Annotated in this window: 19 protein-coding genes, 2 pseudogenes and 1 riboswitch; of the genes and pseudogenes, 11 read left to right on the top strand and 10 right to left on the bottom strand. The window is 73.6% G+C overall.

What is annotated here, in order from left to right:
• Positions 1-32: 32 nt before the first annotated feature.
• Positions 33-224 (top strand): annotated as a pseudogene (locus ACFVST_RS07090) (helix-turn-helix domain-containing protein); the annotation flags it as partial.
• A 47-nt stretch (positions 225-271) separates the two neighbouring features.
• Positions 272-460 carry a DUF397 domain-containing protein gene (locus ACFVST_RS07085; protein WP_390147667.1) on the top strand — a complete coding sequence of 63 codons (189 nt, stop codon included), beginning with the start codon at positions 272-274 and terminating at the stop codon, positions 458-460.
• Between the two features lie 34 nt (positions 461-494).
• Here ACFVST_RS07085 and ACFVST_RS07080 read toward each other — a convergent pair whose 3' ends face one another.
• The 4 genes from ACFVST_RS07080 to crcB (ACFVST_RS07065) are packed head-to-tail and all read right to left on the bottom strand — an operon-like array spanning position 495 to position 2686.
• Positions 495-1403, bottom strand: coding sequence for an aminoglycoside phosphotransferase family protein (locus ACFVST_RS07080; protein WP_390147665.1), 909 nt, complete (start codon positions 1401-1403; stop codon positions 495-497).
• A gap of 55 nt (positions 1404-1458) precedes the next feature.
• Positions 1459-1821, bottom strand: a complete 363-nt coding sequence (crcB, locus tag ACFVST_RS07075; protein ID WP_390147663.1) for a fluoride efflux transporter CrcB — start codon at positions 1819-1821, stop codon at positions 1459-1461.
• Positions 1818-2204, bottom strand: coding sequence for a DUF190 domain-containing protein (locus ACFVST_RS07070; protein ID WP_390147661.1), 387 nt, complete (start codon positions 2202-2204; stop codon positions 1818-1820). The genes crcB (ACFVST_RS07075) and ACFVST_RS07070 overlap by 4 nt, the downstream gene beginning before the upstream one ends.
• Positions 2201-2686, bottom strand: coding sequence for a fluoride efflux transporter CrcB (gene crcB / locus ACFVST_RS07065; RefSeq protein ID WP_390147725.1), 486 nt, complete (start codon positions 2684-2686; stop codon positions 2201-2203). Before crcB (ACFVST_RS07065) ends, ACFVST_RS07070 begins: the two co-directional genes overlap by 4 nt.
• A gap of 302 nt (positions 2687-2988) precedes the next feature.
• On the opposite strand from crcB (ACFVST_RS07065), the gene lysX reads away from it, so the two are divergent.
• The 3 genes from lysX to ACFVST_RS07050 all read left to right on the top strand — a co-directional run bounded on the left by lysX (position 2989) and on the right by ACFVST_RS07050 (position 8880).
• Positions 2989-6339, top strand: coding sequence for a bifunctional lysylphosphatidylglycerol synthetase/lysine--tRNA ligase LysX (lysX, locus tag ACFVST_RS07060; protein ID WP_390147659.1), 3351 nt, complete (start codon positions 2989-2991; stop codon positions 6337-6339).
• 17 nt (positions 6340-6356) lie between these two features.
• On the top strand, positions 6357-7148 hold the full coding sequence (locus tag ACFVST_RS07055) for a hypothetical protein (protein WP_390147657.1): 792 nt from the start codon (positions 6357-6359) through the stop codon (positions 7146-7148).
• A gap of 136 nt (positions 7149-7284) precedes the next feature.
• A complete protein-coding gene (locus tag ACFVST_RS07050) occupies positions 7285-8880 on the top strand; it encodes a hypothetical protein (RefSeq protein ID WP_390147655.1) in 1596 nt (531 codons plus the stop codon).
• Between the two features lie 838 nt (positions 8881-9718).
• Here the strand turns inward: ACFVST_RS07050 and ACFVST_RS07045 are convergent.
• Positions 9719-10159: an ATP-binding protein gene (locus ACFVST_RS07045; RefSeq protein WP_390147653.1), complete on the bottom strand. Its 441-nt coding sequence runs from the start codon at positions 10157-10159 to the stop codon at positions 9719-9721.
• 149 nt (positions 10160-10308) lie between these two features.
• Here ACFVST_RS07045 and ACFVST_RS07040 point away from each other — a divergent pair.
• The 3 genes and pseudogenes from ACFVST_RS07040 to ACFVST_RS07030 form a co-directional block, all read left to right on the top strand.
• A pseudogene (locus ACFVST_RS07040) lies at positions 10309-10479 on the top strand (helix-turn-helix transcriptional regulator); the annotation flags it as partial.
• A 718-nt stretch (positions 10480-11197) separates the two neighbouring features.
• Positions 11198-11614: a tetratricopeptide repeat protein gene (locus tag ACFVST_RS07035; protein WP_390147651.1), complete on the top strand. Its 417-nt coding sequence runs from the start codon at positions 11198-11200 to the stop codon at positions 11612-11614.
• A gap of 13 nt (positions 11615-11627) precedes the next feature.
• The gene (locus ACFVST_RS07030) at positions 11628-11993 is read left to right on the top strand and encodes a hypothetical protein (protein ID WP_390147649.1); all 366 of its coding nucleotides are present in this window, start codon (positions 11628-11630) and stop codon (positions 11991-11993) included.
• A gap of 373 nt (positions 11994-12366) precedes the next feature.
• On the opposite strand, the gene cobN is transcribed toward ACFVST_RS07030, so the two are convergent.
• Complete coding sequence (gene cobN, locus ACFVST_RS07025; protein WP_390147647.1) at positions 12367-16008, bottom strand: cobaltochelatase subunit CobN; 3642 nt, start codon at positions 16006-16008, stop codon at positions 12367-12369.
• Between the two features lie 33 nt (positions 16009-16041).
• A riboswitch (cobalamin riboswitch) is annotated at positions 16042-16186 on the bottom strand.
• 71 nt (positions 16187-16257) lie between these two features.
• Between cobN and cobG the strand changes: the two genes are divergently transcribed.
• From cobG to ACFVST_RS07010, 3 genes are all read left to right on the top strand, one after another.
• Positions 16258-17532 (top strand): precorrin-3B synthase, encoded by a 1275-nt coding sequence (gene cobG / locus ACFVST_RS07020; protein ID WP_390147645.1) that lies wholly within the window; start codon positions 16258-16260, stop codon positions 17530-17532.
• A gap of 104 nt (positions 17533-17636) precedes the next feature.
• Positions 17637-18278, top strand: coding sequence for a precorrin-8X methylmutase (locus ACFVST_RS07015; protein WP_390147644.1), 642 nt, complete (start codon positions 17637-17639; stop codon positions 18276-18278).
• Complete coding sequence (locus ACFVST_RS07010; RefSeq protein ID WP_390147642.1) at positions 18275-19849, top strand: precorrin-2 C(20)-methyltransferase; 1575 nt, start codon at positions 18275-18277, stop codon at positions 19847-19849. Before ACFVST_RS07015 ends, ACFVST_RS07010 begins: the two co-directional genes overlap by 4 nt.
• Here ACFVST_RS07010 and ACFVST_RS07005 read toward each other — a convergent pair.
• The 4 genes from ACFVST_RS07005 to ACFVST_RS06990 form a co-directional block, all read right to left on the bottom strand.
• Positions 19829-20593 (bottom strand): cobalt-precorrin-6A reductase, encoded by a 765-nt coding sequence (locus ACFVST_RS07005; protein ID WP_390147640.1) that lies wholly within the window; start codon positions 20591-20593, stop codon positions 19829-19831. The two genes, ACFVST_RS07010 and ACFVST_RS07005, sit on opposite strands and share 21 nt — an antisense overlap.
• A 46-nt stretch (positions 20594-20639) precedes the next feature.
• Positions 20640-21389, bottom strand: a complete 750-nt coding sequence (gene cobM, locus ACFVST_RS07000; protein WP_390147639.1) for a precorrin-4 C(11)-methyltransferase — start codon at positions 21387-21389, stop codon at positions 20640-20642.
• A complete protein-coding gene (gene cbiE, locus ACFVST_RS06995; protein ID WP_390147723.1) occupies positions 21386-22639 on the bottom strand; it encodes a precorrin-6y C5,15-methyltransferase (decarboxylating) subunit CbiE in 1254 nt (417 codons plus the stop codon). Before cbiE ends, cobM begins: the two co-directional genes overlap by 4 nt.
• Positions 22640-22843: 204 nt before the next feature.
• Complete coding sequence (locus ACFVST_RS06990) at positions 22844-24088, bottom strand: PP2C family protein-serine/threonine phosphatase (protein WP_390147637.1); 1245 nt, start codon at positions 24086-24088, stop codon at positions 22844-22846.
• Positions 24089-24288 lie beyond the last annotated feature (200 nt).

The following is a 24288-nucleotide window of genomic DNA, read 5'->3' as shown; positions in this document are numbered from 1 at the left end:
GGTTGACCAGGGCACGGAAGGCGGGCGACGCGATGACGACGGACCATGACGGGGGCGCGGGGGCGGGCAGCGAACCCGAACTGTCCGATGGGCTCAGGACGTTCGGGGCCGCGCTGAAGGCGCTGCGGGAGAGCGGCGGTCTCACCCAGGAGGAGTTCGCGCCGCGCCTCGGGTACTCGGTGGCCTATGTCGCCAAGATCGAGCAGGGCAAGCGTTTCCCACCGGATGGCCGGGCTACGGTGAGCTTGCTGGAACAGATGCGAGGAGCGCTATGACCACCACGGAAGACCTGAGCTGGTTCAAGAGCAGCTACAGCGGAGGGGACGGCGACAACTGCGTCGAGGTCGCCGCCCGCCCCGGCACCGTCCACGTCCGAGACTCCAAGGACATCGACCGTCGCCCCTTCTCCGTGACGCCCGACGCCTGGACGGCCTTCGCGGCGTACGCGGGCGGCTGCTGACTTCACCCCGCGATCCCGTACCGGCAACCGCGGTTCACCGCGTCGCGGCGTCGGTGAGGATGGCGTGGAGGCGGGTCTTGCATTCGGTGACGAACGGCGGGTAGGTCCGCCAGTAGTAGGTGAGGCCGCTGGTGGCGACGGCTATCGCCCAGGCGCGGGCGCGGGTCCAGGTCGGGTCGTCCAGGGCGAGGGTGTCCCAGTAGGCCTGTCGTGCTGCGTGCGGCAGGTCCCAGACGGTGGAGTGCTCGGCGTCGGGGAGGCCGACCGAGAGGCAGCCGAAGTCGATGACGGCGTGCAGACTGCCGTCCTGGACAAGGAGGTTGGTGGGCTTGAGGTCGCCGTGGAGCCATACCTGGGGTGCGGTGGACTCGGGCAGCGCGAGCGCGGCGCGCCACAGCTTCTCCAGGGCCTCGATGTCGAGTTCCGTCCCGGCCAGGGTCCGGCATTGGCCGAGGCTGGCGCTGACCCACTCGTCGCACGCCTGAAGGCTGCCGCCGCGGTACCAGCTAAGGTCGTCGGCGCGGGTCTGCCCCATCAGGTCGATGTCGTGGAACTCCCTTACGGTCGTGGCGAGTTCGGCTCCGAAAACGGTCCAGTCCTGGACGGTGTCGGGGCCGGGTAGGTCGCCGTCGATCCAGCGGTAGACCGACCAGGGCAGTGGGAAGGCGGTGGTCGGGGTCCCAGCGTGGACGGGCTCGGGGACGCGGCAGGCGAGGTGGGGTGCCAGGCGGGGCAGCCACCGCTGTTCGGTCCGCAGGGACCGGGCGAGGTCCGCGGTCCGGGGCAGCCGCACGATCAGCTCGCGGCCCAGTCGGTACATGGTGTTGTCCGTGCCCGCGCCCGCCCGGGACAACGGCAGCTCGGCCCACTGCGGGCACTGTGCCGCCAGCAGTGCCCTGACCCGCTCCTCGTCGACCGCGACCTCGTGCTGATGCAGCGCCATACCGGAAGTCTCCGCGCTGGACGGCACGGGAGGCCAGCGTTTTTCGGGCGCCCGCTCACCCCCACACCGCCCCCGCCGCCACCGCGCCCAGGTAGGCCGCGCCCAGGCCCGTGACGACGCTGGCCGTGACATTGAGGGCGGCGTAGCGGGCGGCGCCTTCTTCGGCGAGGCGGAGGGTTTCGTAGGAGAAGGTCGAGTAGGTGGAGAGGGCGCCGCAGAGGCCGGTGCCGAGGAGGAGTTGGAGGTGGGGGGAGGTGGTGGCGCCGGCGAGGAAGCCGAGGATGAGGCAGGCGGTGATGTTGACGGTGAAGGTGCCCCAGGGGAAGACGGTGTCGTGCCGGGACTGGACGGCGCGGTCGGTGAGGTAGCGGAGGGGGGCGCCGGCCATGGCGCCGGCGGTGACCAGGAGCCAGTTCACCGCTGCCGCCCCGCTTCCGTCGCACCGCCGGTGCCGGGGTCGGTGCCGGTCCCCCCGGTATCACAGTGGATGACCTCGCAGGGGTCGAGGGTGACCAGGCCCTCGGTGACGAGTTCGTCGAGCTGCGGGAGGAAGGCGCGGACGCGGTCCTCGGTGTCCACGATGACGACGGCGACCGGCAGGTCCTCGCTGAGGGACAGCAGGCGGCTGGTGTGGATGCGGGAGGTGGCGCCGAAGCCCTCCACGCCGCGGAAGACGGAGGCGCCGGCCAGCCCGGCCCGGTGGGCGCGGTGCACGATCTCGGCGAACAGCGGCTTGTGGTGCCAGGTGTCGTTCTCGCCGATGAACACGGTGAGCCGCAGTGCGGATCCGGTGAGCCTCATCGCTGCCTCCGTTCGATGACGCGGCGGGTGAGCCGGGCCGCCGTCCAGACGGCCGCCATGGCCGCCAGCGGGGTCAGCGCCAGATAGGCGAGGCCCAGGCGCGGCCGGTCGTGGTCCACCAGCCGCTGGATGTCCACGGCGTAGGTGGAGAAGGTGGTGAAGCCGCCGAGGACGCCGGTGCCGAAGAAGGGCCGGACCAGGCGGTGGGCCGCCCATACGTCGCTGATCAGCACCATGAAGACGCCGATGACGGCGCAGCCGACGGCGTTGACGGCGAGTGTGGTCCAAGGGAAGGCGTGGGGCGGGGTGGGCCAGATCAGGGCGGCGGCATAGCGGGCGAGGGCGCCGAGGGCGCCGCCGACGGAGACCGCGGCGATGACCGGTGCCTGTTCGCGTAGCGCCGGGCCGCGGCGGGGTGCGGGGGGCGGCACCGGGTCCGGGGTGGCCGGTTGCTGCTTCATCCGCGGGCGGGCCTCTTCCATCGGCACTCGACACTCCTACTCGCCGGGCACACGGGGGTGCGTCTTCGCAAGTAGGGACCGTTGGCGGCGGATCACGGCCGCGGTTCGGGTACGGCGGGCCCCACCGCCGCGCGGCCACCGAGGGGGCGACCGCCTTCCCCAGCGTACCGAAGGGCGCTGGGGAAGGCGGTCGCCCCGTCTGCGTCACCCGGCGATACGGCCGCCTCCCCCGGCGATACGGCGGGCCTCCCCCGGCGATACGGCCGCTTTGTGGGTTTTGGCCCGGGGATGCGGGGTTCTGTCCGCTCCCATAGATTCGCGCCATGCGTGGGTCAGGGACAAGTGAGGCCGGGTGGGGTGCGGGCTCCGGGGCAGGGGCGGGGCGGGAGCCGCGGGCCGGGCAGCGGGCGGCGGGCCGGCGGGGTGCGGGGTGGGCGGCTCGGGTGCCGGGGGCGTTCGCCGGGTTCTTCGGGTTTCTCGGGGCGTTCTGCACCCTGCTGGCGCTGATCGCGCCGCTGCGGCACGCGCTGCAACCGCTGGTGGAGTTCCTCGACGACCTCACCGTCCCGGTCAGCGCCAACCTCGCGTATGCCGTCTTCCTCTTCCTGCTGGCGGGGGCGACCGCGGCCCGTAAGAAGATCGCCTGGTGGCTGGTGGTCGTCTATCTGTCGCTGGTGATCCTGGGCGCGCTGGCGGTGCTGGCCACGGGGGACTGGCGGACGGCGCTGCCCTCGCTGCCGTTGTGTGTGGTGGCGCTGGTGGTGCTGATCGCGGCCCGGCGGGAGTTCTACGCGCTGTCCCGGCACGGTGCGGTGCGGCGGGCGCTGGCGGTGCTGGTGGTGGGGCTGCTGCTGGCGGTGCTGGCGGGGTGGGGGCTGGTGGCGCTTTTTCCGGGCTCGCTGCCGTCGGGGCAGTGGTTCCCGTGGGCGCTGGCGCGGGTCTTCGGCGGTCTGGTGTCCTCGAACTCCTTCGACGGGCGGCCACCGCGGCCGCTGTACTTCCTGCTGGGCCTGTTCGGTGCGGTGGCGCTGCTGGCGGCGGCGGCCGCGCTGTTCCGTTCGCAGCGGATGGAGGCCGCGCTGCACGGCGACGAGGAGCCCCGTATCCGGGCGCTGCTCCGGGCCTGGGGCGGGGACGACTCGCTGGGCTACTTCGCCACCCGCCGCGACAAGGCGGTGGTCTTCGCGCCCAGCGGCAAGGGCGCGGTGACCTACCGGGTGGAGGCGGGGGTGTGCCTGGCGAGCGGGGACCCGGTCGGTGAGCGGGAGGCGTGGCCGCGTGCCATCGCCACCTGGTTGGAGGTGGCCCGCCGCCACGCCTGGACCCCGGCGGTGATGGGCGCTTCGGAGGCGGGCGCGACGGCCTATGCGCGGGCGGGTCTGGGGGTGCTGCAGATCGGGGACGAGGCGGTGCTGCGGGTGGCGGACTTCGATCTGGACGGGCGGGACATGCGGGTCGCGCGGCAGGCGGTGCACCGGGTGCGGCGGACGGGGGCGACGTGCCGGGTGCGGCGGCATTCGGTGCTGACCGAGGAGGAGATGGAGCGGATCATCGAGCGGGCGGACGCCTGGCGGGACACCGAGACCGAGCGGGGTTTCTCCATGGCGCTGGACCGGCTCGGTGACCCGCAGGACGGGGACTGCCTGCTGGTGGAGGCGCTGGACGCGGAGGGGCGGCTGCTGGCGGTGCTGTCGTTCGTGCCGTGGGGCGGGGACGGTGTCTCGCTGGACCTGATGCGCCGGGACCGGGGCTCGCCGAACGGGATCATGGAGTTCATGGTGGCCGAACTCTGCGCGGCGGCACCGAAGTTGGGCGTCCGGCGGATCTCGTTGAACTTCGCGGTGTTCCGCTCGGTCTTCGAGGAGGGCGGCCGGATCGGGGCCGGTCCGGTGCTGCGGATGTGGCGCCGGCTGCTGCTGGTGTTCTCCCGCTGGTGGCAGTTGGAGGCCCTGTACCGGTCGAACGCCAAGTACCACCCGCAGTGGGTGCCGCGCTTCCTCTGCTACGGCGACGCGGGCTCGCTGGCGAGGGTGGGGCTGGCCTCGGGGATCGCGGAGGGTTTTGTACGGGTGCCGTCGCTGCGGACGCTGCGGGGGCGGGCGGGGCGGCGGTGGGGGGCGGAGCGGCCGGCGAGTACCGAGGGGCTGCCGCCGTTGGCGGAGCTGGTGCCGGAGGTGGCCGAGGGCGGCGGCGCGGCCCAGCGGCGGCTGCCGGACCAGGTGCGGGTGCGGCACGCCAAGCTGGACCGGCTGCGGGCGGAGGGCGCCGACCCGTATCCGGTGGGGGTGGCGCCGCCCACTCTCACCCTGGCCCGGCTGCCCGCGCTGGCCGGGGAGTCGGCGGCGGCGCCGGTGCGGGTGGCGGGGCGGATCGTCGCGGTGCGGGACTTCGGCGGGGTGTGCTTCGTGGTGCTGCGGGACTGGTCCGGCGACGGGCAGTTGGCGCTGACCCGGGACCGTACCGGGGCGGCGGAGCTGACCGCGTTCCGGCGGGCCGTGGACACCGGGGACCACATCGCGGCGACCGGGGTGCCGGGGCGCAGCGAGCTGGGTGAGCCGACGCTGTTCGTCACCGGGTGGGACCTCACCGGCAAGTGTCTGCGCCCGCTGCCGGACAAGCGGCGCGGGCTGACCGATCCGGAGGCGCGGGTGCGGCGCCGCCATGTGGACCTGCTGGCCAATCCGGACACCCGGGCCGTGGTGCGGGCCAGGTCGTCGGCGGTGCAGGCGCTGCGGCAGGGGCTGCTGGACCGGGGCTATCTGGAGGTGGAGACGCCGATGCTCCAGCAGATCCACGGCGGCGCCAACGCCCGCCCCTTCACCACCCACATCAACGCCTACCACCTCGACCTGTATCTGCGGATCGCGCCCGAGCTGTATCTGAAACGCCTGTGTGTGGGGGGACTTGAGCGGGTCTTCGAGCTGGGCCGCACCTTCCGCAACGAGGGCGTCTCGTACAAGCACAATCCCGAGTTCACGATGCTGGAGGCGTACCAGGCGTTCGCCGACTACTCGGTGATGCTGGATCTGACGCGGGAGCTGGTGCAGGGGGCGGCGGTGGCGGCGTTCGGGGCGCAGGTGGCGCGGAAGGCGGGGGCCGACGGGCGGGTGGTGGAGCACGACATCTCCGGCGAGTGGCCGGTGAAGACGGTGTATGGGGCGATCTCGGAGGCGCTCGGCGAGGAGGTCGGCCCGGACACCCATCTGCCGGTGCTGTACCGGCTGTGCGACCGGGCGGGGGTGCCGTACCGGCCGGAGGACGGGCGGGGCGAGGTGGTGCTGGAGATGTACGAGCGGCTGGTGGAGGAGCGGACGCTGCTGCCGACGTTCTACAAGGACTTCCCCACCGATGTGTCCCCGCTGACCCGCCAGCACCGCGACGACCCGCGCCTCGCGGAACGCTGGGACCTGGTCGCCTTCGGTACCGAACTCGGCACCGCCTACTCGGAGTTGACGGACCCGGTGGAGCAGCGGCGGCGGCTGACGGAGCAGTCGCTGCTGGCGGCGGGCGGTGACCCGGAGGCGATGGAGCTGGACGAGGACTTCCTGGAGGCGCTGGAGTACGCGATGCCGCCGACCGGCGGGCTGGGGATCGGTGTGGACCGGCTGGTGATGTTCCTCACCGGCCTCACCATCCGGGAGACCCTGCCCTTCCCGCTGGTCCGCAGGGCCTGAACGGACCGGGTGCGGCGATGGGCGACTGGTGGTACCGGAACATCTCGGAGCCCGGCAAGCAGCCGCTGCTGCTGGCGCTGCTGGCGTTCATCGGGACGTTTCTGGTGACGCGGGCGGTGGTCCGGCTGATCCGGGCGGGCCGCGGCCCGTTCCGCAATGTGTCGCCGGGCGGGCTGCACATCCACCATGTGGTGCCGGGGGTGGTGCTGACGGTGGTGGGCGGCTTCGGCTCGGTGGGCGCCGGGCGGCACGGGCTGGCGGCCTCGGTGTGCGCGGTGGTCTTCGGGGTGGGCGCGGGCCTGGTCCTGGACGAGTTCGCGCTGATCCTGCATCTGGACGACGTGTACTGGAGCGAGCAGGGGCGGCGCAGTGTGGAGGTGGTGGTGCTGGCGGGGGCGCTGGGCCTGCTGGTGCTCCTCGGGTACTCGCCGCTGGGCGTCAACGATCTGTCGGGCCAGCAGCAGTCGGGCCGTCTCGCGGGCGCCGCCACCACACTGGTGAACTTCCTGTTCGTGGTGATCGCCCTGCTCAAGGGGAAGCCGCGGCTGGCAGTGCTGGGCGTGCTGGTGCCGTTCGTGGCGCTGTTCGGCGCGGTGCGGCTGGCGCGGCCGGGGTCGTTCTGGGCCCGGCGGATGTACGGGCGGCGGCCCCGGGCGCGGGCCAGGTCCGCGCTGCGCGCCGGACGGCACGACCGGCGGTGGGGAAAGCTGCGGCGCTGGATGCAGGACCTGGTGGCGGGCGCCCCGGACCGGCGGCTGCCGCCGTCCGACGGGCCGGGTCCGCCCTCGGGCGGCGGGCCGGAGAGATGAGCCGTGGCCGACGGGCCGTCAGCTACCCGGTGGTCACCGGTGAGCGAGGACGACCGGTGTGGCGTCGGGTCTGACCAGGAAGTGACCACCGCGTGCCCGTTGAATACCGGAAACTTGTCCCGATATCTTCCGATACATGCCGCACATCACCGATATCGTCGGCGCCCACGCCCGCCGCTCCGCCCCGTCCGGCTCCCCCTCACTCGGCGCCGGCGCCACCGGCACCTTCCCCCTGGCCGTACTCGCCGCGGCCTTCGTCCTGGCCCAACTCCTGCTGGTGCCACCGCATATGGGCCTCGGCTGGGACGAGACCGTCTACGTCAGCCAGACCAGCCCGCACGCCCCCGCCGCCTACTTCAGCGCCCCCCGCTCCCGCGGCACCGTCCTGCTCACCGCCCCCGTCACCGCCTGGACCGGCTCCACCACGGTGCTGCGGATCTACCTGACCGTACTCGCCGGGCTCACGCTCTATCTGGCGCTGCGGATGTGGCGCCCGGTCGTCCCCGGGCGGGTCCTGCTCTGGGGCGGCGGCCTCTTCTGCACCCTGTGGATCACCCTCTTCTACGCCCCGCAGGCCATGCCCAACTACTGGGTGGCCACCGCCGCTTGCGCCGCCGTCGCCGGCTTCGTACGGGCCTGGCACGATCCCGGGGACCGGGCCGCGCACTGGGTCGTCGCCGGCTGCTGCGCGGCCATGGCACTGCTGAGGCCCACCGACTCGGTCTGGCTCACCCTGCCCTTCGCCGCCGTACTGCTGCTGCGCCGCCCCCTGCGGCCACGGCTCGCCCTCGCCTGGCTCGGCGGCCTCGCCGTGGGCGCCGCGGACTGGGTCGTCGAGGCCTATGTCTCCTACGGCGGACTCTCCGCGCGGCTCGCCGAAGGGGCGCGGGTCGAGGGCGGCATGGGCCCGCAGTTCGCCGTCGGCGACCAACTCCGCAGCCTCGGCGGCCGGTTGCTCTGCCGCCCCTGCGTCGGCCCGATGCCCGCCACCGTGGTCACCGTCTGGTGGTACGTACTGCCGCTGCTGGCCCTCGCCGGGCTGCTGCTCGCCCCGCAGGCGGTCCGCGTCACCGGTGCGCTGCGCGGCTCCGGGGTCCCGCGCGGACCCTCCGGCGCCGGGGTGTACGGGGCCGGTCCCGACGCGCCGCGCACCACCGGCGCCATGCGGCTCTGGCTGCCGCTGGCCTGCGCCGCCACCGCCGCCGTGCCCTACCTCTTCCTCATCGGCTACGCCGCGCCCCGCTTCCTGCTCCCCACCTATCTGCTGCTGTGCCTGCCCGCCGGATACGCCCTGGCCCATGTGTTCCGCGCCCGCCGCGGCCGACGGGGGCTCGTCACCGCCCTGGTGGTGGCCGCCCTCCTCGGCACCCATGTCGGGCTCCAACTCTCCGTACTGCTGCCCCTGGTGCGCCGCAACACCGTCGCCCACCAGGACTGGCAGCACACCGCCGACGCCCTGCACCGGCTCGGGGTCCGCCCCCCGTGCACGCTCACCGGCAACATCGCCGTCCCCATCGCCTACTACACCGGCTGCGGCTCGGCCCAGGTCGCCGGCCCCAACGCCAGCACCACCCCCGCCGGTATCGAGAGCATCCGCCGCCGGATGCCGATCGCCGCCCTCGTCGCCCCCGGCGGCCACCCCCCGAGCTACGCCGCCGGCTGGCCCGCCCACCGCATCACCGGCCCGAGCGGAGCAGCCCGCTACGCCTATGTCGCACCGCGGAACGGCTAGGTCTCTTGCGCTCAGACAGGCTGTGCGGTGAAGACGTAGCGGGTGCCGCATTCGTCGCTGGCTCGGAAGACGTACGGCTCTTCCGACGCCAGGTGGTCCAGCGCCAGGGTGTGCTCATCCGGATCGGCCGTCCGCGCCCGTACGGAGTGGGAAATCGGGGGCCACAACCACCTCGTGGGTGGAGGGATCCAGTTTCCTGGTTCCGGCCTTGTTCCCGGGAGTCTGCCAAGGGGCTCTCAGGTGGGTGGCTGCTCTGTGTTGCTCGCCGTCGAGCAGCCGCCCGGCGCCCCGCACACGCAGGAGGGGCGCGTGCGGGACAGCCAGGCCCGACCCTGCCGGGATTCCGTTGAGCGGGGGATTGCTCGCGCGGTACGTCCGGCAGGGTCGGGGGTTCAGAGGAACCTCAGAACCTCTTCAGTCCTGCGAGGCCCGGGACTGTGCGGAGCCGCATGGCCCCGACCCCGGACGGTGCCGGTCGAAGGGAACTTCCGTGAGACGGACGGGGGTTGCAGGGCCGCGGATTGTGCGGTGAAGACGTAGCGGGTGCCGTCTTCGTCCGTCGCCCAGAAAACGTAGGGCTCTCCCTGCGCCACGTGGTCCAGCGCCCAGGCGTGTTCGGCTGCATCGGCCGTCCACGCCTGTACGGGACGGGCGTAGGGAGGGGCGAGCTGGTCCGCAACGTTCCGGGCGCGCTCCAGCAGCCAGCGCAGGGCCAGCCGCGGGGAGTCGGTGCGGTGTTCGCCCAGCGGAATCCGGACACCGCCGGGAGCGTGAGCGAGGAGCCGCGCACTGTACGCACCACGGACCCGCCCCCACACAGGCACTTCTTGCAGCAGCGTCACGACGTGGCCACCCCCGACAGCACGAGGGCCGCCCACACCGTCTTCCCCACCCCGATACGCGGCGATACGCCCCACGAGTCCGCCAGCGCGGACACCAGAGCGAGACCCCGCCCCGACTCGTCATCAGGTCCCGCCTCCCTTGGCTGAGGCTTCTCGTCACTCGCGTCCGAGACCTCAAGACGCAACTCCCGGTCGTTCAGCTCGAAACGCACCTTGACCTCTCGGCCGGGAGTGGTTTTCGCGGTCACGGCATTGGTCGCCAGTTCGGAGAGCAACAGGACTGCGGTGTCGGCGACTTCACCGTCGACCTGCCACAGGGCGAGCTGATGCCGGAGAGCGTCCCGGGCGCGGCCGACGTTACGACGGTGGCGGGGGTACTGGTGGACAACCACCTTGCTGAGGGCGGGTGTTGCTGCTGGTACAGCTCTTCCGGGCATGGATCGACCTCTTGGGAGCAAGCGGATAGCGGTGGGGTGGGCGAGGATTCGGCTGTAGCGCCATCCCTCACGTTTGCGACAACGACCAGGCAACCGCCCGGCGTTGATAATCTCCACGGCACTCATGCGGCAGTCCTGATGCACTTGTGATGCACGGGTGTCCCCCGGTAAGACGGCTTGAGGCGTGGAGGGAGGCCGGAGTGGGTGTTGCCGAGCGTCGAAAAGTCCTGGGCTACAGTCAGGAAACGCTCGCCCAGGCGCTTGGCGTGGACCGCACAACGGTCGGCCGCTGGGAGAGTGGGAAGACCCTGCCTCAGCCGCCGATAAGGCCGAAGCTGGCCGAGGTACTGCAAGTCGGCCTTGCCGAACTCGACTCTCTGGTGGCCCAGTCGCAGCACTGGCCCCAGGAGCCCGCAGCGTCGCCGCCTGGCGACCGCCACGGCTCGGGGGACATTGACGACATGATCCGACGCGAATTCCTACGCGCAATTGCCATAATCGGCGCCCTTGCATCTCTGCCGGGCGACGAGCCCGAAACGCTCGGCGAAGGACTACTCCGAAGGGCCTCCGCCGACTTCCTGCGTATAAACGGTCACCTCTGGCAGGTGTACCAACTCGCCCGCGCGAAGCGGTCCGTGTACCCAATCGTTCGTGAGCAGCTCGCAGAGCTCAACAGTCGATGCTCGGCCGTTCGCACTCGGAGGTGCAGGTCTTGTGCAGTGCTGCGGCTGACCTCTTCCAGCTCGCCGGGGAGCTGGCCTCGACAGCAACCGCTACACAGACGCTGCGGCCTCCTACACACTCGCCGCGTCGGCGAGTAAGGATGCGGGATCGTTCGATCTCTGGGCGTGCGCGCTGGTCCGACATGCATACGTCGATCTGTACGAGCACCGCTACGGAGAAGCGGTAGGCATCCTGTCTGCCGCGGAACGAATCGCCAAGCGCGGAGACAGCTCGCTGACAACTCGCCACTGGGTCGCCTCTGTTCAGGCTGTGGCCCATGCCGGCCTGGGTGACTTGGCCGCATGTGAGCGCGCTTTGGACGAGGCCGAGAAGGTGCGGGACATCGCTGGCCAAGGCAACAACGGCGGCTGGCTGCGCTTCGACGGGTCGAGGCTTGCCGAGGAGCGCGGCGCGCGCTACGTGCAGCTCGGCCGTCTCGACCTCGCCGAGAAGGCTCTCAAGAGTGCTCTGGAACAAGACGTTCTCGCGGAGGGACAGTCGTTCCGACGCCGGGGCGCCGTGCTCACCGACCTTGCCGCCATTGGAGCAAGGCGGCGCGACCCTGAGCAGGTAGTCACCTTTGGCGTGCAGGCCTTGCAACTGGCCAGGGAATCATCCTCCGGCTATGTCGCCCGTAGACTCCGGGACCTGCGATCCGAATTCGGTCCCCTGGCCCGCGATGGCCGCGTAGCCGAGTTGGGGGCCGAGATCGACGCACTGAGCACCACGTAGGAGAGGGGTAGACATGTCACAGATTGAGGGCGCGCGACTGTTCCGGGAAACATGGATCGCTGGCGTACGCGAGCATTTCCCCGGCGAGCCGAAGCCCGGCTACGTGACCCCCTGGGAGGACACGCCGGAGTGGGAACGGCAGGCTGCGTCTGCCGTGTACGAACAGGTGCGGCAGTTGCTCGAAACGAGCGACGGCCATGCGTCCAGGCTGACGCGCGAGCAGAAGGGCCGTTTCGTCGCCATGTGCTGGACGGCTCAAATGTTCAAGCACTTCGAAGACCCGAAGCCGGGCTACGTCGCCGACTGGCCCGATCTGCCGGACTGGCAGAAGGAGACCGACTCGGACGTCTTCGAGGCGATCGAGAACTCGCTCACCTGACAGGTTCGACATCACGGAGATGGGGGCATCCCCCCTCAATTCATCTCGGCCTCACCTCTGTTCGCGGGGATGGCCGGGCATGAGACGGAAGCCGCCCACGGAACCGTCTGAAAACCGCCGCGGCAGCGGCGTCACCGTAGGTTCAAATTCCACTTCTCTGCGTATCGAGCAGTGAGGACGGCCCCTGGCCTGTGAGTTCGGTCAGGGCCGGTCTTGCGTCCGGTCTTACCGAGTGCACACAGGTCAGAGGGCCCGGGAGATGATCCCGGGGCCGACCCCCTCTGGTTTGCAGTTGGTCTACTCGGAAACGAAAGGGCCACCTCGACCGCAGCGCACATGCTGGCCGAGCGCGGAATGTGCTCGGGGCCGGCTCTCAGGGCCCCTCCTCCTCCAACTCGCCCTCGGTCTCCAGGAAGGCCTCCCGCAGCGCCGCCAGTACCGCGGGGTCGGGCCGGGACCACATGCCGCGGGACTCGGCCTCCAGCAGCCGCTCCGCGATGCCGTGCAGCGCCCACGGGTTGGCCTCCTGGAGGAAGGCTCGGTTCTCCGGGTCCAGTACATAGGTCTCGGTGAGCTTGTCGTACATCCAGTCGGCGACCACGCCCGTGGTGGCGTCGTAGCCGAACAAGTAGTCCACGGTGGCGGCGAGTTCGAAGGCGCCCTTGTAGCCGTGGCGGCGCATCGCCTCGATCCACTTCGGGTTGACCACCCGGGCCCGGAAGACCCGGGAGGTCTCCTCGACCAGGCTGCGGGTGCGCACCGTCTCCGGCCGGGTCGAGTCCCCGATGTACGCCTCGGGCGCGGTGCCGCGCAGCGCGCGCACCGCGGCCACCATCCCGCCGTGGTACTGGAAGTAGTCGTCGGAGTCCGCGATGTCGTGCTCACGGGTGTCGGTGTTCTTCGCCGCCACCGCGATCCGCCGGTACGCGCTCTCCATCTCCGCGCGCGCCGGCCGCCCCTCCAGACCGCGGCCGTAGGCGTAGCCGCCCCACACCGTGTACACCTCGGCGAGATCGGCGTCGGTACGCCAGTCCCGGGAGTCGATGAGCTGGAGCAGCCCGGCGCCGTACGTCCCGGGCCGGGAGCCGAAGATACGGGTGGTGGCGCGGCGTTCGTCGCCGTGCTCGGCCAACTCGGCCCGGGTGTGCGCCCGTACGAGGTTCTGCTCGTCCGGCTCGTCCAGGGAGGCGGCGAGCCGGACCGCGTCGTCCAGCAGGGCCACGGTGTGCGGGAAGGCGTCCCGGAAGAAGCCGGAGATGCGCAGGGTGACATCGATGCGGGGGCGGCCGAGGTCGGTGAGGGGCACCGGTTCCAGGCCGGTGACGCGGCGGGAGGCGTCGTCCCACACCGGGCGGACACCGAGCAGGGCCAGGGCCTCCGCGATGTCGTCGCCCGCGGTGCGCATGGCGCTGGTGCCCCACAGGGAGAGGCCGACGGAGGCGGGCCATCGGCCGTGGTCGGTGCGGTAGCGCTCCAGCAGCGACTCGGCGAGCGCCTGCCCGGTCTCCCAGGCGAGGCGGGACGGGACGGCCTTGGGGTCGACGGAGTAGAAGTTGCGGCCGGTCGGCAGGGTGTTGACCAGGCCGCGCAGCGGCGACCCGGACGGCCCGGCGGGCACGAAGCCGCCGTTCAACGCGTGCACCACATGGTCGAGTTCGTCACCGGTGGCGTCGAGCCGGGGCACGACCTCGCGAGCGGCGAAGGCGAGGATGTCCCGCACCGGCCCCGGGTGGCCTTCGGCGGTGGCGTCCACGGCGGCCGGGTCCCACCCGGCGTCTTCCAGCCGCCGCACCAGGGCGCGGGCCGTCTCCTCGGCGGCGTCCGCGGCGGTGCGGGTGGCGGCCGACTCGTCCAGGCCGAGGGCTTCCCGCAGTCCGGGCAGGGCCTGGCCGCCGCCCCAGATCTGGCGGGCCCGGAGGATGGCGAGGACAAGATTGACGCGGTCGTCCCCGGCGGGTGCCTGGCCGAGGACATGCAGTCCGTCGCGGATCTGGGCGTCCTTGACCTCGCACAGCCAGCCGTCGACATGCAGCAGGAAGTCGTCGAAGCCCTCGTCGTCGGGCCGGTCGGTGAGGCCCAGGTCGTGGTCGAGCTTCGCGGCCTGGATGAGGGTCCAGATCTGGGCGCGGACCGCGGGCAGCTTCGCCGGGTCCATGGCGGCGATCTGGGCGTGCTCGTCCAGGAGTTGTTCCAGCCGGGCGATGTCGCCGTAGGACTCGGCGCGGGCCATCGGCGGCACCAGGTGGTCGACCAGGGTGGCGTGCACCCGGCGCTTGGCCTGGGTGCCCTCGCCGGGGTCGTTGACCAGGAAGGGGTAGATCAGCGGCAGGTCGCCGAGGGCGGCGTCGGGGGCGCAGGCCGCGGAGAGCCCGGCGTTCTTCCCGGGCAGCCACTCCAGGTTGCCGTGCTTGCCGAGGTGGATCACCGCGTCGGCGCCGAAGCCGCCCTCCGCCTCGGGCGCCGCGATCCACCGGTACGCGGCCAGATAGTGGTGCGAGGGCGGCAGGTCGGGGTCGTGGTAGATCGCGATCGGGTTCTCCCCGAAGCCGCGCGGCGGCTGGATGACGATCAGTATGTTGCCGTGCCGCAGGGCGGCCAGCACGATGTCCCCGTCCGGGTCGCCGCCGTCGGCGACCCGGCTGCGGTCCACGAACATCTCGCCGGGCGGCGGCCCCCAGTGCTCCTCGACCGCGGTCCGCAGCTCCTCGGGGAGGGTGGCGTACCAGCGGCGGTAGGCGGCGGCCGGGACGCGCACCGGGTTGCGGGCCAACTGCTCCTCGGTGAGCCACTCCTGGTCATGGCCGCCGGCCTCGATCAGCGCCCGGATCAGCTCGTCGCCGTCACCGGAGGCGAAGCCCGGCAACTCCTCGACGGGGGCGGCCCCCAGGTCGTAGCCCTCGCCGGCCAGCCGCCGCAGCAGCGCCACCGCGGACGCCGGGGTGTCCAGACCGACCGCGTTGCCGATCCTGGAGTGCTTGGTGGGGTACGCGGACAGCACCAGCGCCAGCTTCTTGCGGGCGTCGGGGATGTGCCGCAGGCGGGCGTGGCGCACCGCGATCCCGGCGACCCGGTCGGCCCGCTCCTCGTCGGCCGCGTAGGCGGGCAGCCCGTCCGCGTCGATCTCCTTGAACGAGAACGGCACGGTGATCAGCCGCCCGTCGAACTCGGGCACCGCGATCTGCCCGGCCGCGTCCAGCGGGGAGACGCCCTCGTCGTTGGCCTCCCAGTCGGCGCGGGACGAGGTGAGGCACAGGGCCTGGAGGATCGGTACGTCGAGCCGGGCCAGCGCGCCCGCGTCCCAGGCCTCGTCGTCGCCTCCGGCGGAGGCGGCGGCCGGGGTGGTGCCGCCGGCCGCGAGCACCGTGGTGACGACGGCGTCCGCGGCGGCCAACTCGGCGAGCAGCTCCGGCTCCGGGGAGCGCAGCGAGGCCACATACAGCGGGAGGGCGCGGGCCCCGGCGGCGTTGACGCGGTCGCAGAGGGTGCGGACGAAGCCGGTGTTGCCGCTCATGTGGTGGGCGCGGTAGTAGACCACCGCCACCAGCGGAAGGCCGGGATCGGTGCCGGTGCCGGGGAGCGGCTGGTGGTCGAGGCGGCCCCAGGTGGGGGCGGCGGCGGGGGGTTCGAAGCCGTGGCCGGTGAGGAGGACCGTGTCGGAGAGGAAGCGGGCCAGTTGCTCCAGGTTGGCGGGGCCGCCGTGGGCGAGGTAGGCGTGGGCCTCGGTGGCGACGCCGATGGGCACCGTGGAGGCTGCCATGAGCTGCGCGTCCGGGGCCTGTTCACCGGTGAGGACGACGACGGGCCGCGCGGCGTCCGCGAGCAGCAGGTCGATCCCGTCCTGCCAGGCGCGCAGCCCGCCCAGCAGCCGCACCACGACCAGGTCCACCCCGTCGAGCAGCGCGGGGAGTTCACCGAGGGAGAGCCGGGCCGGGTTGGCGTACCGGTACGGCACGGGGCCCGTGGCCGCGCGTGCGCTGAGCAGGTCGGTGTCGGAGGTCGACAGCAGCAGAAGCATGGGTGCGCGGGCCTTCCTCGGGGTGTCCGCGCCCCGGGTGGTCGTGAGGACGGCGGGAGTTCCTGGCTGACCGCACACCTCGCGGGTGCGGCTACACAGTGGCGGGACCGCGCCGGATTCACACCGGGCTTCCTCCCGTGGGTCGTGGGGGACCCGTGCCGTCTCTGGCGACTGCATAGTAAGTCCTCGGCGTACGGGGCACAGCGGCGCCCGGGAGGCGGCTTCGGGGCCGTGGGTATGCTCGCCGCCATGCCGCCGACCTCAGCAAACACCCCGGACCGGGACAAAGCATCCCGGGTGCCGCAGGACCCCGGTGCGCCCCGTGCGACCGGTCCCGCGGCGCCGGTCCGGGACCGCGGCGACGCCTGCCCGGGGGCCCTCAGGCTGCACCCCGCCGACGACGGCCCACTGGCCCGACTCCGGCTCCCCGGCGGCCTGTTGACGGCGTTTCAGGCCCGCGCACTGGGCGACGCGGCACGGCATCTCGCGGACGGCCGGATCGGCATCACCTCCCGCGGCAACGCCGAACTGCGCGCCCTCGACGCCGAAGGCACCGGCGAGTTGGCCGCCCTGCTCACCACCGCCGGCCTGCTGCCCTCCCCGGCCCACGACCGGATACGCAACATCCTGGCCTCCCCGCTCTCCGGGCTTGACGGCCGCGGCCACACCGATGTCCGGCCCTGGGTAAGGGAGTTGGACCACCTGCTGTGTTCACGGGAGTGGACCACCGGCCTGTCGGGGCGCTTCCTCTTCGCCCTGGACGACGGCCGTGGCGACACCGCCGCACTCGGCGCCGATGTGACCTTGCTCGCACTCCCGGACGGCACCGCGGCACTCCGGCTCGGCGGCCAGGACCCCGCGGACGAAGTGTGGTTCGTCACAGCGGAGGACGGGCCGCGGGCCGCGCTCGCCGCCGCCGAGGCCTTCCTCACCACCGCGGCCACCACCGGCGGCGGAGCCTGGCGCATGTCCGAACTCCCCGCCACCGCCCGCCCCGACATCCCCGCCGCCCTGCACCGGGCCGGCCTCCGCCCCCTCCCCCCAGGCCGTGCCCCCACCCCGGCGGGCGAGCCCCCGCCGCCCGGCCTCCTCACCGGCCCCGGTGGCCGCCGCGTCCTCAGCGTCCACGCCCCGCTGGGCCGCCTCACCGCCGACCAGTGGGACCTGCTGCGGCCCCCGCCCGGCGGCGAACTGCGACTCACGCCCTGGCGCGGCGCCGTACTCTCCGGCCTGGACGCCGGGCCCGCCGCCGAACGCCTCACCGCACTCGCCGCCGCCGGACTCATCACCTCCGCGGACTCGCCCTGGCACCGGGTCACCGCCTGCACCGGCCGGCCCGGCTGCGCCCGCTCCCGCACCGACGTACGGGCCGACGCGGAACACGCGGTGCGCGCCGGACCGCGGGCCGCGCTGCCGGTGCACTGGTCCGGATGCGAACGCCGCTGCGGCCGCCCCCGAGGCGAACACCTGGACATCGTCGCCACCCCGGACGGCTACCGCACCGCCACCCGTGGCACCGGCTGAACTCCCTCACCAGCCACGCCGGATGACCGGCCGGAGCACGAACTCCCCGACGGATCACGCCAGATGACCACCCACGGCACGAACTCCCCTACGGACCCCACGAGATGAGCGAGACCAGCGTGTTCGACTACGAGAAGGACGGTGCGGCCATCTACCGCCGGTCCTTTGCCACCATCCGCGCCGAGGCCGATCTCGCCGGTCTGCCCGAGGACGTCAGCCGGGTCGCGGTCCGGATGATCCACGCCTGCGGCATGGTCGACCTGGTCCGCGATCTCGCCTTCAGCCCGCGGGCGGTGGCCCGCGGGCGGGCCGCGCTGAACGCCGGGGCGCCCATCCTGTGCGACGCGCAGATGGTGGCCAGCGGCGTCACCCGCACCCGCCTCCCCGCCGGCAACGAGGTGGTGTGCACCCTGTCCGACCCCGCGGTGCCCGCGCTCGCCGCGGAACTCGGCACCACCCGCAGCGCCGCCGCCCTGGAACTCTGGCGCGACCGCCTGGACGGCTCCGTGGTCGCCGTCGGCAACGCGCCCACCGCCCTCTTCCGGCTGCTGGAACTCGTCGAGGAGGGAGCGGGACGGCCCGCCGCAGTGATCGGCGTCCCGGTCGGCTTCGTCGGAGCCGCCGAGTCCAAGGACGCCCTCGCCGCCCACCCCGCGGGCCTGGACCACCTGGTGGTCCGCGGCCGGCGCGGCGGCAGCGCGATGGCGGCGGCGGCGATCAACGCGATGGCGAGCGAGGCGGAATGAGCGGCCGGCAGCACCCGGAACCGGGCCGGTTGTACGGGGTGGGTCTGGGCCCCGGCGACCCGGCGTTGATGACCCTGCGCGCCGTGGAGGTGATCGGCGGCGCCGAGGTGGTGGCGTACCACAGTGCGCGGCACGGGCGGTCGATCGCGCGCTCCATCGCGGAGCGGCATCTGCGCCCGGACCACATCGAAGAGGCCCTGGTCTACCCGGTCACCACCGAGACCACCGACCATCCCGGCGGCTACCGCGGCGCCCTGGACGAGTTCTACGAGCAGGCCGCGGCCCGGCTCGCCGCCCATCTGGACGCGGGGCGCAGCGTCGCCGTGCTCGCCGAGGGCGATCCACTCTTCTACGGCTCGTATATGCATATGCACAAGCGGCTCGCGGGGCGCTATCCGACGGAGGTGGTGCCGGGGGTGACCTCGGTCAGCGCGGCCGCGGCACGGCTGCAGAAACCGCTGGTGGAGGGCGAGGAGGTGCTGACGATCCTGCCCGGCACGCTGCCCGAGGAGGAGTTGACCGCCCGGCTGGCCGCCACCGACGCGGCCGTGGTGATGAAGCTCGGCCGTACCTTCCCCACGGTGCGCCGCGCCCTGGACCGCTCCGGCCGGCTGCCCGAGGCCCGTTACGCGGAGCGCGCCACCATGCCGGGCGAGCGCACCGGGCGGCTCACCGACATCGACCCGGACTCGGTGCCGTACTTCTCGGTGGCGGTGCTGCCCAGCCGGGTCGCGGTACTGCCGGGGGCCGGGTCGGAGCCTGAACTCGCCGCGGGCGGCGGGGAGTTGGTGGTGGTCGGTACCGGGCCGGCGGGGCCGTTGTGGCTCACCCCGGAGAGTCGCGGTGCGCTGGCCGCGGCCGAGGACCTGGTCGGCTACACCACCTATCTGGACCGGGTGCCGCACCGGCCGGGGCAGCGGCGGCACGGCTCCGACAACCGGGTGGAGGCCGAACGCGCCGAGTTCGCCCTGGAGTTGGCGCGGCGCGGCCGCCGGGTCGCGGTGGTGTCCGGAGGCGACCCGGGCGTCTTCGCCATGGCCACCGCCGTACTGGAGGCCGCCGCCCGCGACCCGTACCGGGAGGTGCCGGTGCGGGTGCTGCCGGGGGTGACCGCGGCCAACGCGGCGGCGGCCCGCGCGGGCGCGCCGCTGGGGCACGACTACGCGGTGGTGTCGCTCTCCGACCGGCTCAAGCCCTGGGAGGTGATCGCCGCCCGGCTGCGGGCCGCGGCCGCCGCCGATCTGGTGCTGGCGCTGTACAACCCGGGCTCCCGCAGCCGTACTTGGCAGGTCGGCAAGGCCCGCGAACTGCTGCTGGAGCACCGGGCTCCGGACACCCCGGTGGTGCTGGCCCGGGATGTCGGCGGGAGCGGGGAGCGGGTGCGGGTGGTGCGCCTCGGCGAACTCGACCCGGCGGAGGTCGATATGCGGACCCTGCTCATCGTCGGCTCCTCCCAGACCCGCACGGCACCCCGCGGCGGGGAAGGCGGGTTGCGGATCTCGGTGTGGACGCCGCGTACCTATCCCGAGGGGCCGGTGCCCGGGGAAGGGTCAGCGCCCGCACACCCGTAGCCAGGTGACCGCCTCCCGTACCGTCGACGCCACCGCCACGCCCTCCGGGGCGGGTGGGCGGCGGATCAGCACCACCGGCAGGCCGGCCTCCCGGGCGGCGACCAGCTTGGGCGCGGTCGCCGTGCCCCCGCTGTCCTTGGTGACGAGGACGTCGATGCGGTGCCGGCGCAGCACCTCGCGCTCCCCTTCGAGGGTGAACGGGCCGCGGTCCAGGAGGAGTTGCGTCCGGGCGGGGTGCGGGGGCGGCGGCGGGTCCACCGACCGCACCAGGAAGAAGAGCGCGTCCAGGGCGGCCGGGCCCCGGGGGGAGGTGAAGGCGGCGAGCTGGCCGCGGCCCGTGGTGAGGAAGATCCGCCGGCCGAGCTCCGGCAGCATCCGGGCCGCGGCGTCCGGGTTCGCAGCCTCCCGCCAGTCGTCGCCCTCGACGGGCAGCCAGCCGGGGCGGCGCAGCGCCAGCAGCGGGACCCGGGCCACGGCCGCGGCCCGTGCCGCGTTGAAGCTGATGGTCTGCGCGAAGGGATGGGTGGCGTCGACGACCGCGTCGACCCGGTGCTCCCTGATCCACCGGGCCAGGCCTTCCGGTCCGCCGAAGCCGCCGATGCGCACCTCGCCGGGCGGCAGCCGCGGCCGTCGTACCCGCCCGGCCAGCGAACTCGTCACCCCCATCAGCCCCGCCTCCCCGGCGAGCAGCGCCTCGGCGAGCTGCCGGGCCTCGGTGGTCCCGCCCAGGACCAGTACATGCATCGGGTTCCCTCCCTCCCGGGATCGGACCGCCGCACCGGCGCGGGCGTCAGCGGTCGTGCCGGTCCCGGTCCGGTGAGTAGAGGTGGCTGTCGGGGAACTGCCCGGCGCCCAGGGTGCGCCCCACCAGGATGACCGCGGTACGGGTGACGCCGGCCGCCTTCACCTGCCCGGCGATACCGTCCAGGGTGCCGCGCAGCACCAGTTCGTCGGGGCGGCTCGCCATCGCGACCACCGCGGCGGGGCAGTCGGGCCCGTAGTGCGGGAGGAGTTCGGCGGTGATCCGGTCGACGTAGCGGGCGGCGAGGTGCAGGACCAGCAGGGCGCCGCTGCGGCCGAGGGTGGCGAGGTCCTCTCCCTCCGGCATGGGGGTGGCCTGCTGGGCGATCCGGGTCAGCACCACGGTCTGGCCGACGGCCGGCACCGTCAGCTCCCGCTTCAGCGCCGCGGCCGCCGCGGCGAACGCGGGCACCCCCGGCACCACCTCGTACGGCACCCCGGCCGCGTCCAGCCGCCGCATCTGCTCGGCGACGGCGCTGAACACGGACGGGTCGCCGGAGTGCAGCCGGGCCACGTCCAGACCGGCGCGGTGGGCGGTGACCAACTCCTCGGTGATCGCGTCCAGATCGAGCCGGGCGGTGTCCACCAGCCTGGCGCCGGGCGGGCAGGAGTCGAGGAGTGCGGCCGGGACGAGGCTGCCCGCGTAGAGGCAGACCGGGCAGGCGGCGAGGGTCCGGGCGCCGCGCAGGGTGATCAGGTCGGCGGCGCCGGGCCCGGCCCCGATGAAGTACACGGTCATTGGGGCGCTCCGGGGGTCGGAAGGTCATCGGTGCCGGCGGCGGGTCCGGTCGGTTTGGTGGCGGTCCACTGGGTCACCGGCATCGCCTGCCGCCAGCCGGTGAAGCCGCCGACCGGCACCGCCCGCGCCACCGAGAGCCGTACCAACTCCCCGCCGTGGCGCCGGTGGTACTGCCCGAGCAGGGCCTCCGACTCCAGGGTGACGGTGTTCGCGACCAGCCGACCGCCCGGGGCCAGCGCCGCCCAGCAGGCGTCGAGCAGGCCGGGCGCGGTGAGCCCGCCGCCGATGAAGACGGCGTCCGGGCGGTCCAGGCCGGCCAGTGCCGCGGGGGCCTCGCCGGTGACGACGCGCAGCTCCGGCACGCCGAGCCGGGCCGCGTTCCGCCCGATCCGCTCGGCCCGCACCCGGTCCCGTTCCACGGACACGGCACGGCAGGTCGGATGGGTGCGCAGCCACTCCACGCCGATGGAGCCGGAGCCGCCGCCGACATCCCAGAGGAGTTCGCCGGGCGCGGGCGCCAGCGCGGCCAGCGTCACCGCCCGCACCTGGCGCTTGGTGAGCTGCCCGTCGTGCTCGTACGCCTCGTCCGGCAGCCCGGGGACGGCGCCGAGCCGCAGGGCGTCCGGGGCGCGTACGCAGTCCGCGGCGATCACGTTCAGCGGGTCGAACTCGCCGCCGTCCGCGGCCAGTTCGGTCGCCGTCCGGGCCTGGTGGAGGTGTTCGCGCTCCCCGCCAAGCTGCTCCAGGACCCGCAGCGGGCTCGGCCCGAAGCCGCGGTCGCACAGTAGCCGGGCCACCTCGGCGGGGGTGGCGGCACCGGCGCTGAGCACCAGCAGCCGCCGCCCGTGGTGCAGCGCCGCGGCCAGCCGGTCCGCGGGCCGCCCGACCAGGGTGACCACCTCGGTGGTCTCCACCGGCCAGCCCAGCCGCGCGCAGGCGTAGGACACGGAGGACGGGTGCGGCAGGACCCGCACCCCGGCGGGCGCGGCCTCCTCGGCGAGGGCCCGGCCGATGCCGTGGAACATGGGGTCCCCGCTGGCGAGTACCGCGAGCCGACGCCCGGCGTGCTCGGCCAGCAGCTTCGGCACGGCGGGCCGCAGCGGCACCGGCCAGGTGATCCGGCGGGCGGTGAACTCGTCGGGCAGCAGCGCGAGTTGGCGGGCCCCACCGACGATCACCTCCGCCTCCCGCAGCGCCCTCCGCGCCCCGTCACCGAGCCCGGCCCAACCGTCGGCGCCGAGGCCGACCACACAGGGCCAGGACGGGGGGCGGGAGTGGGGGCCGCGGGTGTCGCCGGCGTCCCGGTCGGGTTCCCGGGCAGGGGAGTCGGGTGCCACGCGGGTACCTCGCGGGGTTCGGCCGGGTGCCGGTCGACGGCCCGGGCGGGGTTGAGGGGGGACCCGCGGCACTTTACTGACCTGCCCGTACAGACCTGCGCGCGGGCCGCCCGCCGTTCAGCGCCGGCCCCCGCCGCCGCTGCGTACCGCGAACACGGTGGTGTCGTCGGCGAGGCGGCCGTGGCAGTGGGCCAGGGTGCCGTCCCGTACCAGCGCGACCAGCGGGGCGGGTCCCGCGGCCGCCGGATCGGCCGTCACCGCCTCGGTCACCCGCTCCCGCAGCGGGAAGAACTCCCCGCCGCCGTCCCGTGCCTCCGTCACCCCGTCGGTGACCAGCAGGATCGTCTCGCCCGGCGCCAGCCGCACCCGGTGCACCACGGGGCCCCGGTCGGTGAGGCCGCCGAGGCCGAGCGGCAGACCGTCGCCGGAGGGCAGGGCCCGGACCCGGCCGGGGCTCACCGCGAGCGGCGCCTCATGGCCGAAGTTGACCAGCTCCACCCAGCCGTCCCGCTCCCCGGGCGGGAAGCCGAGCAGTACCGCGGTGGCGAACCGGTCGTCGTCCTCGTCGCCGAGCCGCGCCATGTACCCGTGGTGGCGGCGCATCAGGTCCTCCAGGCTGCGCGCCACCTCGGGCAGGCCCCGGTCCCGGTATCCGGCCTCGCGGAAGGTGCCGAGCAGCGCCGCCGCCGCGGCGACCGCCCCCAGGCCCTTGCCCTGCACATCGCCGAGCAGGACCCGGGTGCCGTACGGGCCCGGCTGGATGTCGTAGAAGTCGCCGCCGACCCGGGCCTCGCTGTCCGCGGCGAGGTAGACGGCGGCGTGTTCGATCCCGCCCCACCCCGGCGGCAGCGGCCGCAGCACGGTACGGCGGGTGGTCTCGGCGACGTCCGCGAGATGCAGTTGGCGCCGCTCGCTGCGTACCCGGACCCAACTGGCCGCGGTGGACAGCAGCCCCGCGGCGGCGACCAGGATGAAGTCCGGCAGCCCGGTGCGGTACTGGTGCGGCCAGGCGGAGTCCGACTCGATGTAGGTGATCACGGTGAGCAGTGAGAACGCGGCCGTGGTCCACACCCCGCAGAGCGCGGCGGCGATCCCCGGCACCACCGCGATCCAGGACAGCACCCGGAACTGCCCCGAGGTGTTGTAGTCGACGTAGGTGATCACCATCAGCAGCACCAGCGACGGCACCCAGGCCACGCTTCTCCCGCGCACCCGCAGCACCCGCTGGCGTGGGGCCAGGTCCCCGTAGTCCGCGTAGTCCTGATGAACGGGCCGGTCCGGGCGGTACCGGCGAGGCGCGGCGGACCTCCCGGGGCCGCGGGCACCGGCGCCCCGCCCCACCGCACGCCGGAAGCGGTTCATGACCCGTGCTCCTCAGCCACTCGCCGCCCTCCCGGCTGCCGTTCCGGGCCTCGGCGGTGTCTCCTCGCGGGACCGCCCGGTCCGCGAGGCCCGTTCCAGCCAAGCACGGCCCACCGCGGCCCGCACCCCGGTCCCGTACCCCGGTCCTTGCGCGCCCGGCGATGAGCGTGCGGGCGGCGAGGGCTTGACGGCGGTGCGGT

Source organism: Streptomyces sp. NPDC058045 (assembly GCF_042885635.1).
In the GTDB taxonomy this organism is placed as follows: Bacteria; Actinomycetota; Actinomycetes; order Streptomycetales; family Streptomycetaceae; genus Streptomyces.
The sequence above is the reverse complement of the archived record's forward strand: the minus strand, read 5'-3'. Positions and strand labels throughout refer to the sequence as shown.

Bases quoted from the DNA above. Each gene is read 5' to 3' on its own strand.
- ACFVST_RS07010 (WP_390147642.1), top strand. From the start codon at position 18,275: ATGAGCGGCCGGCAGCACCCGGAACCGGGCCGGTTGTACGGGGTGGGT.
- ACFVST_RS07070 (WP_390147661.1), bottom strand. From the start codon at position 2,204: ATGAGGCTCACCGGATCCGCACTGCGGCTCACCGTGTTCATCGGCGAG.
- ACFVST_RS07030 (WP_390147649.1), top strand. From the start codon at position 11,628: ATGTCACAGATTGAGGGCGCGCGACTGTTCCGGGAAACATGGATCGCT.
- cobN (WP_390147647.1), bottom strand. From the start codon at position 16,008: ATGCTTCTGCTGCTGTCGACCTCCGACACCGACCTGCTCAGCGCACGC.
- ACFVST_RS07080 (WP_390147665.1), bottom strand. From the start codon at position 1,403: ATGGCGCTGCATCAGCACGAGGTCGCGGTCGACGAGGAGCGGGTCAGG.
- crcB (WP_390147725.1), bottom strand. From the start codon at position 2,686: ATGGAAGAGGCCCGCCCGCGGATGAAGCAGCAACCGGCCACCCCGGAC.
- cobM (WP_390147639.1), bottom strand. From the start codon at position 21,389: ATGACCGTGTACTTCATCGGGGCCGGGCCCGGCGCCGCCGACCTGATC.
- ACFVST_RS07015 (WP_390147644.1), top strand. From the start codon at position 17,637: ATGAGCGAGACCAGCGTGTTCGACTACGAGAAGGACGGTGCGGCCATC.
- cobG (WP_390147645.1), top strand. From the start codon at position 16,258: ATGCCGCCGACCTCAGCAAACACCCCGGACCGGGACAAAGCATCCCGG.
- ACFVST_RS07085 (WP_390147667.1), top strand. From the start codon at position 272: ATGACCACCACGGAAGACCTGAGCTGGTTCAAGAGCAGCTACAGCGGA.
- lysX (WP_390147659.1), top strand. From the start codon at position 2,989: ATGCGTGGGTCAGGGACAAGTGAGGCCGGGTGGGGTGCGGGCTCCGGG.
- ACFVST_RS07005 (WP_390147640.1), bottom strand. From the start codon at position 20,593: ATGCATGTACTGGTCCTGGGCGGGACCACCGAGGCCCGGCAGCTCGCC.
- ACFVST_RS06990 (WP_390147637.1), bottom strand. From the start codon at position 24,088: ATGAACCGCTTCCGGCGTGCGGTGGGGCGGGGCGCCGGTGCCCGCGGC.
- ACFVST_RS07050 (WP_390147655.1), top strand. From the start codon at position 7,285: ATGCCGCACATCACCGATATCGTCGGCGCCCACGCCCGCCGCTCCGCC.
- ACFVST_RS07045 (WP_390147653.1), bottom strand. From the start codon at position 10,159: ATGCCCGGAAGAGCTGTACCAGCAGCAACACCCGCCCTCAGCAAGGTG.
- ACFVST_RS07055 (WP_390147657.1), top strand. From the start codon at position 6,357: ATGGGCGACTGGTGGTACCGGAACATCTCGGAGCCCGGCAAGCAGCCG.